Genomic DNA, 13,655 nt, shown 5'->3' with positions numbered 1-13,655 from the left:
GCTTTAGATACCTCCTGAAGATTGCTTACTTCTCCCAGAACGCAAGAGAGGGAGCTTAATATGACTCGGATACCGGCTGTCATGATAGACACGTTGCACGGCGATGAGAGTCTCCGTTTCCGTTGCCAGATCATTGCCTGTATTCGGATTGGGGAACGAGAAGTTCTCGGCGCCAGATGTAACCGAGACGCGAATGCGGTGACCTTTTCGGAAAACATTGGCGATCTTGGTCATGCGAATCTCATAGCATTCGATTTGTCTGGGAACAAGTAGCTCGGGCTCTTCGAATGAGTGACGGTAGCGTGCGCAAATAATCCCGTCCGATAGACGAATCGAATTGCCTTCCTCATCTACATCACACAGCCGGACTAACCAATCTGTATCACGCGCTGAGCTGGATGCATAGATTACAGCCGAGATTTCTCCCGCGATGACGACTTCCTCTTCCAATGGCTCTGATGTGTAGACAAGGACATCTGCCCGCTCTTCCACATCCCGATAGTTTTCCGGAACGCTGTTTTCATTCTCGGACAAATCCAGCAGATACGGAGCTGCGTCTAGCGGATCATAGCTGTATGTATCCACCGCCTGTTCACCTGGGATAGAAAGGGTCAGTGTTCCATCTCCGCCACTCGTATTGGCGTTTCCCCCACTATTCAGATACAGATTCGTCAGCGTCACCTCCGCTGGCGGCCAAGTCTGCGAAGTCTTCCATTCGTTTTCTCCCACCATATAGTACTCAACACGAGGCTCTTGATCGACGCCATTTTCCACTCCTTTTAAATAGCGGTCAAACCAGCGGAGCTGTGTCACATCCAGATCGTAGCGGATGGCATTGTTTCCAAATGGCACATGGTGGATTTCTCGGGTCGTATTCGCCTTGTGATACCACGGCCCCAAGATGAGTCTGGCATGCTCTGGCACATTTCGGGAGATGACCTCCCACGATTCGCTCGTCCCCATCCCGTTGTCGTCATACCAGCCTGATACAAGGGTAGCAGGCACCTTTACCTGATCCGCATGCCGCTTCCAGTCTGACATCGCCCAGAATTCGTCTCCGTCCTGATGTTCCATCCATTTTTTCCAAAACGGGATTTCTTTTCCCAGCACTTTTTGCGGGATTTCCTTGATCGGGCGCACCTTGATGACCTCACTCCAGTCATTCCGGGAGAGAGCCGCGACATTTCGCCGCTGATCTGCCATCATGAAAATCCATGACAGACCACCAAGAATCGTTCCCCCTTTTCGTGGGATGTCCACGTAAGGCGTCCCTACTGTCACGTAGCTAAAAATCGCCTTCAGATGCGGATTGCCGCTAGCGGCCGCAGCCCACTGCACATAGCCCACATACGAGCCGCCGAGCATCCCGATGTTGCCATCCGACCACTCCTGACTCGCGATCCAGTTGAGGCTATCGTCTCCATCATTGCGCTCGTGAACGAGCGGAATCCACTCTCCCTCGGAATCTTCACGTCCTCGCGTATCCTGAACTACCAGTGCATATCCGCGAGCTACAAAGGGTAATCGGCGAAAGATGGCATCTATTCGTCCATAGGGAGTGCGCATGAAAATCGTTGGAACTCGCTGGTCTTCCGCCAAACCCGCAGGTAGCCAGATCTCGGTCGCCAGACGAACGCCATCTCTCATCACGACATCATGCCTACCCAAGTGGTGTACGCCGTAGTTTACTTCAGACAGCAGAGGGTCCTGCCACATCGTAAGCGGGGTCAAATCCTCCCACCCTGTTTTCGCCAATACAACGCTATCGCCACGACCTGTCAGCACAAAAGCGATGACTTCGTTCTCACAAATGATCAAGTCAATTGGCTGCGCTGCTTCGCGCACCGCCCAGATCCACGCTTGCTTTTGCCCTGTGGGACCTGTTCCTTCGATGGATAGGTGGCGTTGGTAGTGCCCTCCGCTTTCCGGAAACACGACTTGTTCGCTCTCCCAGTCGATTTGCTCCCATTCCGGTAGCTTTTGTGCCAGGGTGAGGAGAGGCAATTCGTAGACTGCTTCCCCTTCAGCCAGTTGTGCAAATAGACCGTCCGCCGCTCTGCCCGTATCCCATCCTGTACTCCGATGCCGAACTTCCCCATCCTCAAAGCGTATATCAGCTACCTTGATGCCAGATTGATAATAGCCAAAAGAAGCTAGTTTATGCTCTGTCAGTACCATCCGCCATTCCTCCTGTTATCTGATCTACTTCCACACTTCCTGATACACTCTGAGGAAATTACCACCCAAGATTCCTTCGATTTCTGCATCCGTGTACCCGCGCTTCATTAGCTCACGCGTAATTTCCGGAAGTGACGCATGGCCTTTCACTACATCAAATGGCATCTCTTTGGTTTTGGCAATCTTGTCCAAGGGCAAATATTTCGTCAAATCATCGCACAGGTCAAGGCCTATACCGATGTGCTTTGCTCCAACAAGCTTTTTCATATAGTCAACATGATCAATCAGTCTCTCAATAGTTGCATTAGCACTGTTAGCCGCTGTAAACATGCTAAACGCATTCAGCCCGACAAGTCCGTCCTTTTCCGCAATCGCTTTGATTTGCTCATCTGTCAGATTGCGCATCGTCGGCACGACTGTTCGGCTGTTGGAATGAGATGCAATCACGGGCTTTTCAGCAATTTCCATCACGTCCCAGAACCCTTCGTCATTCAAATGGCTCACATCGATGACAACGCCCAGCTTTTCCGCTTCCTCGATGAGACGCACACCGAAATCGGTGATGCCCCCTTTTTTCCCTTCGCGAACCGGTGCAAAAAAGCTGCCGTCCCCAACGAAGTTGCGCCGACTCCAGACCAGCCCCATCATCCGTACTCCGAGCTCATAAAAGACACGCAAGAGACTCAGGTCGTTATGCAGTGGCTCTGCCCCTTCCAACGACAGAATGAACGATACTTTTTGCTCCGCTCTTGCCCGCTGCAAATCATCCAGATTTTTGGCGATTACGATGTGCTCGGGAGACTCTGCCGCTTCTGCATGCATAGCGCTGATCTGGTTGAGCGCCTTGCGCAGACTCATCTCCGGTACAAACGCATCCTCTACGAACACTGCTGCTACGATGGAATGCACGCCACCCTGCTGAAACCGTGGCAAATACTCTGTCTCGATCATTTTGGTTCGACCGTATCCACGCTGAATCTCCACATCCATCAGCAGATCAAAATGCCCATCTAGAACGTGAACACCGTCATGAAACTTGCGCGCCTGTTCTCTCGTTACTTCCGTCATACGGGTCATCTCCCATCTTGTTCTATGGATTTTTCTTATCGAGATAGTTGTAAACCGTGAATTTGGATATATCCAACAAATCCGCGACGTATTGCACGGCTCCTTTGATCAAAAAGAGTCCCATTTCATCCAACTGGTGGATAAATTGAATCTTCTCTTCTTTTTGCATCAGGGCGATTGGTTTGCCTGTTCGTTTCAAGCAATCGTCTATCATTTGCTCCATTAAAGTCCCGACAGTCGGGGCGAAGTTCTCTTCCGCTTTTTCTGCCTCACGCTTGTCTTGGATTACCATCATCGATTCGATGAATGATTGTGCCATTGCGAGATGAGTGATATCAAGATTGATGCACAGACTGCCAATGACTTCTCCTTGCTCATCCTTGATGTAAATGGAGCTCGATTTGATCTGTTTGCCTTTGATGGTGTCGTTGCGGTAGTTGAGGTCAAAAGCTTCTTCACTGACCTTCGCCGTACGTAAAGCTTGCAGTGCCAAATTCGTTACCGGCGAACCGATTTGCCTGCCACTGACATGGCCGTTGGAAATGGCAATGATCGATGAGGAAATATCGCCTGTCAGATCATGTAACACCACTTCACAATGCTCGCCAAATGTCCGTGCCAGTCCCTCTACTACCGGAATGTAGCTTGCTAATATCGGATGTACGTTTTTCATATTACCCCTCGTTCACTTCCACAATCATCTCAATTTCGATCGGATTGTTAAACGGAAGAACAGATGTCCCAGCTGCCGCTCTCGCATGCTTACCCGCTTCACCAAAAATTTCGATGAGGAAATCAGAAGCTCCATTAACTACCCGCGGCTGCTCGTAGAAATCAGGGGCGCTGCTGACGAGTGCGAACAGCTTGACAATCCGTGTGATTCGATCCAAATCACCAATCTCGCTTTTCAAAATGGCTAGCAGATTCAGAACCGTGACCTTTGCAGCCTCGTAGCCCTGCTCGATCGTCACATCCAATCCGAGCCTGCCTAGATACATCGGGTTTCCATTTACATAGCACCCAGCACCGGATGTATAAATGACATTGCCAGTCTGTACACATGACACATAGTTCGCCATGGTTGGAGGAACTGTAGGCAACTCATACCCTAACTCTTTTAAACGCTCCTCTACTTTGGACATAAGGACATCACCTCGTCATCAATTTCATCCCTTTCTTTAACCATACTATTCTGTAAATTCTTCTTCAACAATTTTTTGTATGATAAAAAAATTATTTGAATCCATATACTGTAGCCTTAACAAAAAAGGACGCCGACTAGGCATCCCCTTATGAAAATCACAGAAACTCAACTCCGCCCCTATCCGTTGGCTCCACTCATTACCTTCTGGATAGATGGTTTCACACAGATCGCTTCCGAGTAGAAATACACATGTTTTTTGCCTGTAATGGGATGGGTCGTCACTTCTGTCTCTACGCCGAAAACATCCCGAATAAGCTGGGGTGTCAAGACTTCCTCTGGCGTCCCTGAGGTAACGATTTCCCCCTCACAGATCACGTACAGACGATCACAGTACATCGCTGCGATATTGAGATCATGCAACGAAGACAAGACCGTAATTCCCAGCGTTTTGACCAGATCCATGACCTGCAATTGGTATCGAACATCCAAATGATTCGTCGGTTCATCAAGGACAAGAAACTCAGCTTGCTGCACCAACGCTCTGGCAATCAGCACCCGCTGCTTCTCCCCACCCGATAAACTGAAAAAGCTGCGATCGGCATATGTATGCATCCCTACCCGCTGTAGCGCATCTTCACAAATTCGAGCGTCTTCTGCGTTATCGGACTGAAACAGCCGTTTATGCGGAGCACGTCCCATATTCACGATTTCGGTTACCGAAAAATCGAATTCAACAGAGGACTCCTGCCGTACTGCCGCCATTCGCTGAGCGTTTTGACGTGAGGTTAACTTATACACGTCGTCGCCATCAAGCGAGATCCATCCCGAACGCGGCTTCAATACGCGATAAATGCTTTTTAGCAATGTGGACTTCCCACTGCCATTCGGCCCGATCAACCCCACAAACTCTCCAGAGCGCACCTCCAGACTGACGTTGCGAAGGATTCCCTTTTTCTCCAGCTCGACCGATATATTCTCCACCAGCAAATTCATCGTCCGCTACCTCCAAAGGAATAAGAACTCCGCAGCATCAACCAGATAAAGAATGGACCTCCACACAGCGCTGTCAAAATACCAATTGGCAGCTCTTCCGGTGCAAATGCGAGTCTGGCGACTACATCAACCCAGATTAGAAATATCGCGCCAAATAAAGCGCTGACAGGAAGAACACGTCTGTGATCTGATCCGACCATCACACGGACGATGTGGGGCATCATTAATCCGACAAAACCGATTGATCCCGCGATGGACACGATTACCCCCGTGAGAAGTGCCGTGATCACCAGGAGAAGCTTGCGGAATTGTACCGTATTAACCCCCAATGTCCCCGCTGACTCCTCGCCCATCAGCATCGCATTCAACGAGCGGTATTGGGCCATTAAGACGATGAGACAGATGACGACAATCAATGTAGGGATCGTCAGGTACTCCCATTTCCCGCCAGCCAGACTTCCACTTAACCAAAACAGGACCGTCCCAATTCCATGCTCATTCGGCGCTGAAAAGACAAGGAGACTGGTAATGGCAGACAAGATTGCAGATATCGCAATTCCAGCCATGAGCAGGCGTACCGTCGAGTTTTGTCCTCCGATACGGGATAGCGTAAAAATGAGAATGATTGACACAAGGGAGCCTGTAAAAGCGCCAAAGGATAGCGCATACTGCCCATACATGCTGAATGCTCCGAATATAATGACCGAGGTAGCTCCAACCGAAGCACCTGAAGATACACCTAACACATACGGGTCCGCCAGGGAGTTGCGTACCAAGGACTGGATCGCTACTCCCACGACAGATAGACCTGCCCCGACAATCGCCCCCATGAGCACACGAGGAAAACGAATATCCCAAATGATAGTCTGCTCCCCTTTGGACCAGTCTACCTCAATCCATTGGGTGAACATCGGGATTTTCGACAAAGCAATTTTCCATACGGTGGTCGGTCTGATTTCAACCGACCCCAATGTAATGGCAAACGTAATCGAGAGAAAGAGCCCGACCAGTAAAGCAATGATGATATAGGGTAATTTAATCTGCTGCAGTGCCATTCCCTCCCTTAAAAAGGGCTTACTTTATTTGAAGTTATCTGGATAGAGACCTTCCGCCAAAATTTTCAGCGCGATGGGTGCTCGAACGCCCTCAGAAGCAGCAGACAATGGCAATACGATCAGGTGTTGATTTTTAATGGCTGGAATATCTGCCAATTCCTTTTTGTTCAAAAGAAAATTGCGTTTTTGATCAACTGTTTTGTCACCGTAGTCTACGATAATAATGACGTCAGGATTGCGACTCAATACTTCTTCCCAGCTTACATCTGCCCAACCCTTTTGAATGTCGTCAAAAATGTTCTTGCCGCCAGCAGTCTTGATTAAGTCTGTCATGTAATTGTTTGCTGCTGTCAATGGTTTGTCTTCCCCACTGTCGTACACGAACACCTTCAGAGGCTTGTCCACTTTCCCAATTTTACTAATCGTTTGATCCATTTCACTCTTCATTTTATTGATCAAAGCATTGGCTTTGTCTTCCACACGGAAAATGCGTCCAATATTCGTAATGTCCGCAAACACATCGTCGATTGTCGGGCCAGGCTTGCTAGACGATTCTTGCAGGTACGATTTGATGCCGATCTTCTCCAAATCCTGCATCGACCCTACGCCCTTTTCACCGAATCCGCTTTTCCATCCGGCGTACACGAAGTCTGGGTTCGCTGCCATCAACACTTCTTTCGTAGGATACTTGTCAGACAGTACCGGAACCTTGTCGTAGTCCGCTTTTAACTCTGGAAGGATTTGATCGTCTAGGTAAGCGGTTCCGACCATTTTATCAGCAAGGTCCAATGCCAGCATGATCTCCGTGACGTGTTGGTTCAATGTCACTGCACGCTCAGGTGCTTTTGGATAGGTCATTTCGATGCCATTATTAACGAGTGTTACAGGCTTGCTCTCTGCTGCAGGGGCAGCCGCTTGTTCTGTTTGGGCTGGAGCCGGTGTTGTCGTGGTGGAGCCGCATGCCGACACCAAAAGCATTGCAGCTGTCATGATACCGAGTCCTAGTCCTTTCATAACGGAATTTGTCTTGTTTGTCTTAAACATCTGTAATCCCCTTTTCTGTATGTGAATTGTGAAGTGAAACCAAATGCTCCCACAAAAAAGCACCCCCCATTTCCAATCGGGAGGTGCATGACAAACGCAGGTATAGCTATAGGAGAGCACAAACGCGCCCATTATAGACTACTTCCACATCTGCCCCATCCTCGTGGGTCGATTGTATATGATCGCATGGCAGGTCTCCTGGCTTACGGATCAACACACCCAGCTACCTTCCCATTTTTTGTCTCGCAAAAAACAGTGGCTATTCGCTAGTTGCTCCTCGTTACAGTGGCGGGACCGCGCCGGTTTCTCACCGGACTTCCCTTTTAAGCTGACGGCATATGCCATCCAGCACCATTCGATACGTATTCAATTTTTACGATTTATTCATTCATTGATAGAAGTCAGTTTTTTCGGGAACTGCGTGAGAATTTCAACGCCCGTTTCCGTAACCAATACATCGTCTTCAATCCGCACTCCACCTACACCTGGCAGATAGATGCCTGGCTCGATCGTAAAGACCATCCCTGGACGAAGCACTTCTTGGTTCTGGCTATGAACAGATGGATATTCATGTACATCCATCCCAAGTCCATGCCCAAGACGGTGCATGAAGTATTCTCCGTAGCCTTTTGCGGTGATGACATCGCGAGCGGTTTTATCCAAATGCGCAAAAGTCACACCCGGACGAATCTCAGCAATGGCCGCTTCGTTGGCAGCCAATACTGTCTCGTAAATTTCTTGAAGCTGAGCTCTGATCTCGCCTACAGCAAAGGTACGGGTAATATCGGATACATATCCGTTGGCTGCTACCCCGATATCAAACAAAAGCAAGTCGCCTTCTTGCACCTGGCGCGTTCCTGGTTTCCCGTGTGGCAGTGCCGACTTCTCCCCTGCCAATACCATGGACGTAAAGGACGGACCTTCGGCACCCAAGCGCTTCATCTGGAATTCCAGCTCAGCTACGATTTCTGTCTCCGTCATGCCTGTCTTGACTTTTTTCAGGGTCTCCCGCAAGGACTCCTCGACCAACTGAACAGCGTGCTTCAAACGCTCCACTTCATCCGCCGATTTGATCAAACGCATTTCACGCAGTGGCTCTTCCACATCCACATAGCTCGACGCCAGAACAACTTGTCCAAGTGCTTCATAGCGCTCGACAGTCATATGACTTTTTTCAATACCGAGCTTCGTCAAGTTCGCTGGCAACACTTGCTTGAGGATTTCATAGGGGTTTTGGATATCCGTATGTGTATGGATATCTTGAACGAACGAAGCCTCTGCGGCTGCCTCACGATCAAGAGCAGGTACAATCAAAGAAGGTTTTCCCTCAGCAGGAATAACGAGACCCATAAAACGTTCATGCGGGTCTGTAAAAAATCCGGTCAAATAGTAAACGTGCTTAGGGGAGGTAATCAACACCGCGTTCAGCTCTTGCTCTGTCAAAAACGTGTGGAGCTTCGAAATGCGCTCTTGAAACAACTTCTTCACCCTGCTTTCACCAATTATTCTATTGCGAGAATACCACTTCCCCATCAAAAAAAGAAGAGTTCAAATGAAAAATCTACTTCATATCGGACAACCTAAGGGTGGGGTGAAAATGAAAATGGAACAAATACTCGTCCATCAGGATGGCAAGCAGTTTGCTTTTCACATATCGGGAAAAGGCCAGCCGTTATTGTGTATCCATGCGCCATGCATCGGCTCTATCAATTTTGTTTATCAGCAAACACTCGCAGATACATATCAGATCATTGTCCCTGATTTGCCCGGACATGGCGACAGTTCACCGGCGCAGACGCCTTTTTCCATTGGAGAACTGGCAGAGCAGCTCCATAAGCTTGTCCGGTCACTCGGCATTGAACGTCCCTTTATTTTGGGGTACTCCCAAGGTGTTTCCATCGCCCTTGAATATTGTCTTCGCTATTCGGATGCTGTAAAAGGCGCCATACTCGTAAGCGGCTTTTCCGAAGTGAATGACCTGTATTTACATGGACGATTTTGGATGGCACAGGCAATGTCGATGCTTCACGGAGTCCCTCTTCTTGCCCGTTCGATTGCTTCCTCACATGTCGCTGACCCAGAAATGCGTGAAAAATGGACAGTACACGCCTCCAAAACAGATCCCACTAGCCTGAAATACCTTTACGCTGCCGGACATCGTTATCATTGTACGGAGCGTCTGGGCAACATCCAGCTTCCGATTTTACTTGCTTATGGCAAACAAGATCAACGGATGCACCATTATGCGCAGATGCTTACCATGAAATTGCCAAAAGCAAAACTCGAAATGATCCCTAACGTGAAGCATCAAGTCATCACGAAAGCTGCTCCTGCTTTCAATCAGTTGTGCCGCACCTTCATGGAAGAAGGATAAAAAAAGAAAAGACAGAAGGACGGGTACCTCCAGCCCCTTCTGTCTTTTTGCGTTTTGACTAGCTCTTCATACGCGGGTCGAGTGCATCGCGCAAGCCGTCCCCGATTAAGTTAAAGCCGAGAACTGTCAGCATGATAGAGAGCCCCGGAAAAATAACAGTCCATGGTGCTTTCTGAATGTACTGACGTGAATCAGCAAGCATTTTTCCCCACTCCGGTTCTGGCGCTTGTGCTCCCAGTCCAAGAAAGCCAAGTGCAGCTGCTTCGATAATCGCAGTTGCGATCCCCATCGTCCCGGTCACAATGATTGGTGCGAGGCTGTTTGGCAAAATATGCTGCATGATAATCCGGGAATTTTTCATCCCAATTGCCCGTGCGGCCATAACGAATTCTTCTTCCTTCAAGCTCAATACGCGGGCGCGTACTAACCGTCCAAATGTCGGAATGTTAATAATCGCAATCGCAATTAAGGCGTTTTGCAAGGAAGGACCCAAGATGGCAACGACAGCGATTGCCAACAAAATACTTGGAAAGGCAAGCATAATATCAAAGAGACGCGAAATGATCGTATCGATCCATCTGCCATAGTATCCTGCCAAAAGACCGAGCAAGGTTCCCGCGAGAACGGAGCCAATGACAGAGAACGTCCCTACCCACAAGGAGATTTGTGCCCCATAAATAACGCGACTAAATACATCGCGACCATTGTAATCGGTTCCAAACCAATGCTCTTCGGAAGGTGGCTTGTTTTTCATCACGAGCTGGCCTTCGTAGTACGGATACGGAGCAATCCATGGAGCTAAAACCGCCACAACAATGAAAAACAAAATAATCCCAAAGCCCACCAGCGCCAGCTTATTTTTTCGTAGCGTCCTCCATGCATCCTTCCAAGGAGAGACGACTTCTTCTTGCTTCACTTTTATAGGTGCTTGTGGTTGTAATTGTGGTTGTGCCATGTCTCTTCGTCCCTCCTTAGCGATATTTGATGCGTGGATCGATATAGGCGTACAGAAGGTCGACCAAGAGGTTGATCAGGACAAAAATCGTCGCGATCACAAGGATACCGGATTGGATTACCGGATAGTCACGGTTTCCAATGGCGGTCACAATATAACGACCGACACCTGGCCATCCGAAGATCGTTTCTGTCAAAACAGCTCCACCCAACAGCAACCCTATTTGTAAACCAATTACCGTCAAGACAGGGATCATCGCATTTTTCAGTGCATGCTTGTACACCACCCAAAACTGTGCCAGCCCTTTTGCACGAGCGGTTCTGACATAGTCGGCACGCATGACTTCCAACATGCTCGATCGAGTAATACGCGCAATGATCGCCATCGGGATCGTACCTAACGCAATTCCTGGCAGGATCAAATGCTTGATGACTTCCCACAGCTGATCCCAACTACCAGCGATCATCGTATCCAGTATATAAAAGTGCGTAATGGCCTCTACGGGATTACGCGAATCGTCGCGACCAACTGATGGCAGCCATTTCAGTTCTTGGGCAAACACCCACTGCTCCATCAAACCTAGCCAAAAAATTGGCATGGATACACCAACCAAGGCGATCAACATCGCACAGTAGTCAAACCAGGAGTTTTGCTTCCACGCAGAAAGAATTCCTGCATTTACACCGATAAACACCGCAATCAGCATACTCACAATCGTAAGTTCAGTCGTCGCCGCCAAATAAGGCAAGATTTCATCTGAAATCGGCGCATTCGTTTGTAACGATTCCCCAAGATTTCCGCTCAAAATATCTTTCATATAATCGAAATACTGTATGTACCACGGATTATTTAAACCCAATGCCTCTCGTATGTCTGCAATCGCTTGTGGCGTTGCCTTTTCTCCCAAAATCGTCAAAGCCGGATCACCAGGGATGGCACGAATAATGGAAAAAACGATGATTGACATGCCCACTAAGACAGGAATGAGCATTAAAATTCTTCGAATGCTGTAAGCTAGCAATGCCATCTCCTCGCCTTCCTGCATAAAATAATCGCCAAATAATGAAAGAAGGGTAAGAAGAGGTATGCACTCCTCTTACCCTTTTACGATGAATCAGCTTACTTGAAGTCTACTTTTTCTAAACTTTCAGTCCCTTTTGGATGCGGGCTGTAGTCTATGATATTCGCTTTTCCTGCCAATGCTGGTGTAGAGTGTGCAAGTGGAACCATTGGTACGTCCTTGAAGATGATCTCTTGTACTTGTTTGTACAGTTTTTCGCGCTCAGCTTGCACTGGAGTAGATTGAGCTTTCATCATCAATTCAGAAGCTTCGTTGTTTGCCCAGCGTGTATAGTTGTTGCTACCGATGCTGTTTTTGTCGAGCAACACAGCCAGGAAGTTGTCAGGGTCGCCATTGTCACCTGTCCAACCAAGCATGAACATTTCTTGCTCACCCAAGCGAGTTTTTTCCAAATACGTTGCCCATTCCATCGTCACGATCTCAGCATCAATCCCGATTTTCTTCAGGTCTTGCTGGATTGCCTCTGCAATCTTCACACCTTCAGGCATGTATGGACGCGGTACTGGCATTGCCCAGAATTTGATTTTGAAACCGTTTGGATGTCCTGCTTCTGCAAGCAATTGTTTTGCTTTATCGAGGTTGAACTCACGATCTTTAATATCGTTGTTATGTCCCCACATGGTCTTTGGCATTGGGTTGACTGCTGGTTCTCCAACGCCATCGAAGAAGGCCGTTACGATTTCAGGTTTGTTAATTGCATAAGCAATGGCTTCACGAACTTTTGGATTGTCGAGTGGCTTCTTCTCTACGTTAAAGCCAATGTAACCAATGTTATTAGTAGGACGGAGGAATAGTTGCAGGTCTTTGTTGTCTTTTACTGCTGGGATATCATCTGTGTTCAGACCATCCATCAAATCAATCTCACCTGATGCCAAAGCAGTCAGACGTGCCGTATTTTCTGGAATGACCTTGAATACCAATTTATCCAATTTCGGGAACCCTTTGTTCCAGTAATCAGGGTTTTTCTCGAGCGTGATGGTGTCGTTACGTTTCCACTCAACGAATTTGAATGGTCCTGTACCAATTGGGTGCTCATTGAACTTTTTAACATCTTTTTTCAATGCTTCAGGCGAACCGATTGCAAAAGGAGACATAGCCAGGTTAGCAAGGAATGGAGCGAGTGGACGAGTCAGTGTGAATTTTACAGTCGTTGGATCTACTGCTTCCACGGATTTGATTATGTGATTCGCATCGCCTTTGTAGCCACCAAACTGGCTAATGTAATACTCGAAGCCCTCTGGCGAATGCTGTGGATGGCTCTTGTCGCTCCAGCGCTCAAAGTTGTATTTGACCGCCTCTGCATTAAAATCAGTACCGTCGTGGAACTTCACGCCAGATTTCAGTGTCAGCGTATAAACAAGACCATCAGGAGATACTTCCCACTTGTCAGCCAACGATGGAGCGAGCTCTGTTGAGCCGTCAGCGAAACCGATCAAAGTATCCATGATGTTCTCTGTTACTTTGAAGGTCTCACCATCTGTTTGGGTGATTGGGTCAAGCCCCTTTGTGTCTGCACCGCGACCGACGATTAATTGCTTCGGTCCAGTTTTTGCAGGCTCAGTTGCAGGTGCCGGAGTTTCTGTCTTTGGTTTTTCTGCCGGCGCTTGTGTCGTTGGAGTGCTAGCGCATCCAGCAATCAGCATGGCCAGCGCCACTAGGCTGGTCATGGTTGCGGAGAGAACTCTCTTCTTCATGAAAACATCCCCCTTTTTCTAAATAATGTTCGCATGTTCCTTTTTGGTAGATGGTCGATACAATACCTA

General features: G+C 48.3%; 12 protein-coding genes and 1 riboswitch. Of the genes, 1 reads left to right on the top strand and 11 read right to left on the bottom strand.

Going from position 1 to position 13,655, the window contains the following annotated elements:
* Positions 1–3: 3 nt before the first annotated feature.
* The 8 genes from C7R92_RS16990 to C7R92_RS16955 form a co-directional block, all read right to left on the bottom strand.
* A complete protein-coding gene (locus C7R92_RS16990) occupies positions 4–2,178 on the bottom strand; it encodes a CocE/NonD family hydrolase (RefSeq protein ID WP_106835064.1) in 2,175 nt (724 codons plus the stop codon).
* Positions 2,179–2,202: 24 nt separating this feature from the next.
* On the bottom strand, positions 2,203–3,246 hold the full coding sequence (locus C7R92_RS16985; protein WP_106835063.1) for a dipeptidase: 1,044 nt from the start codon (positions 3,244–3,246) through the stop codon (positions 2,203–2,205).
* Positions 3,247–3,268: 22 nt separating this feature from the next.
* On the bottom strand, positions 3,269–3,919 hold the full coding sequence (locus C7R92_RS16980; protein ID WP_106835062.1) for a helix-turn-helix transcriptional regulator: 651 nt from the start codon (positions 3,917–3,919) through the stop codon (positions 3,269–3,271).
* Position 3,920: 1 nt separating this feature from the next.
* Positions 3,921–4,388, bottom strand: a complete 468-nt coding sequence (locus tag C7R92_RS16975; RefSeq protein WP_106835061.1) for a RidA family protein — start codon at positions 4,386–4,388, stop codon at positions 3,921–3,923.
* A 179-nt stretch (positions 4,389–4,567) separates the two neighbouring features.
* Positions 4,568–5,383 (bottom strand): heme ABC transporter ATP-binding protein, encoded by an 816-nt coding sequence (locus C7R92_RS16970; protein WP_106835060.1) that lies wholly within the window; start codon positions 5,381–5,383, stop codon positions 4,568–4,570.
* Complete coding sequence (locus tag C7R92_RS16965) at positions 5,380–6,438, bottom strand: FecCD family ABC transporter permease (RefSeq protein WP_167403218.1); 1,059 nt, start codon at positions 6,436–6,438, stop codon at positions 5,380–5,382. Before C7R92_RS16965 ends, C7R92_RS16970 begins: the two co-directional genes overlap by 4 nt.
* Before the next feature lie 24 nt (positions 6,439–6,462).
* Entirely contained in the window at positions 6,463–7,482 is a 1,020-nt protein-coding gene (locus tag C7R92_RS16960; protein ID WP_106835059.1) for an ABC transporter substrate-binding protein, read from the bottom strand.
* 171 nt (positions 7,483–7,653) lie between these two features.
* Positions 7,654–7,853, bottom strand: a riboswitch (cobalamin riboswitch).
* Positions 7,854–7,866: 13 nt separating this feature from the next.
* Positions 7,867–8,961, bottom strand: a complete 1,095-nt coding sequence (locus C7R92_RS16955) for a M24 family metallopeptidase (RefSeq protein ID WP_244195766.1) — start codon at positions 8,959–8,961, stop codon at positions 7,867–7,869.
* Between the two features lie 118 nt (positions 8,962–9,079).
* Here C7R92_RS16955 and C7R92_RS16950 point away from each other — a divergent pair, with 118 nt between their 5' ends.
* Positions 9,080–9,856: an alpha/beta fold hydrolase gene (locus C7R92_RS16950; RefSeq protein WP_412679005.1), complete on the top strand. Its 777-nt coding sequence runs from the start codon at positions 9,080–9,082 to the stop codon at positions 9,854–9,856.
* A gap of 58 nt (positions 9,857–9,914) precedes the next feature.
* Here C7R92_RS16950 and C7R92_RS16945 read toward each other — a convergent pair whose 3' ends face one another.
* The 3 genes from C7R92_RS16945 to C7R92_RS16935 form a co-directional block, all read right to left on the bottom strand.
* Positions 9,915–10,811, bottom strand: a complete 897-nt coding sequence (locus C7R92_RS16945; protein WP_106835058.1) for an ABC transporter permease — start codon at positions 10,809–10,811, stop codon at positions 9,915–9,917.
* 16 nt (positions 10,812–10,827) lie between these two features.
* On the bottom strand, positions 10,828–11,838 hold the full coding sequence (locus C7R92_RS16940; protein ID WP_106835057.1) for an ABC transporter permease: 1,011 nt from the start codon (positions 11,836–11,838) through the stop codon (positions 10,828–10,830).
* 92 nt (positions 11,839–11,930) lie between these two features.
* On the bottom strand, positions 11,931–13,586 hold the full coding sequence (locus C7R92_RS16935; RefSeq protein WP_069850333.1) for an ABC transporter substrate-binding protein: 1,656 nt from the start codon (positions 13,584–13,586) through the stop codon (positions 11,931–11,933).
* Positions 13,587–13,655 lie beyond the last annotated feature (69 nt).

Source organism: Brevibacillus porteri, assembly GCF_003013475.1.
In the GTDB taxonomy this organism is placed as follows: domain Bacteria; phylum Bacillota; class Bacilli; order Brevibacillales; family Brevibacillaceae; genus Brevibacillus; species Brevibacillus porteri.
This window is presented reverse-complemented; position numbering and strand designations above follow the sequence as displayed.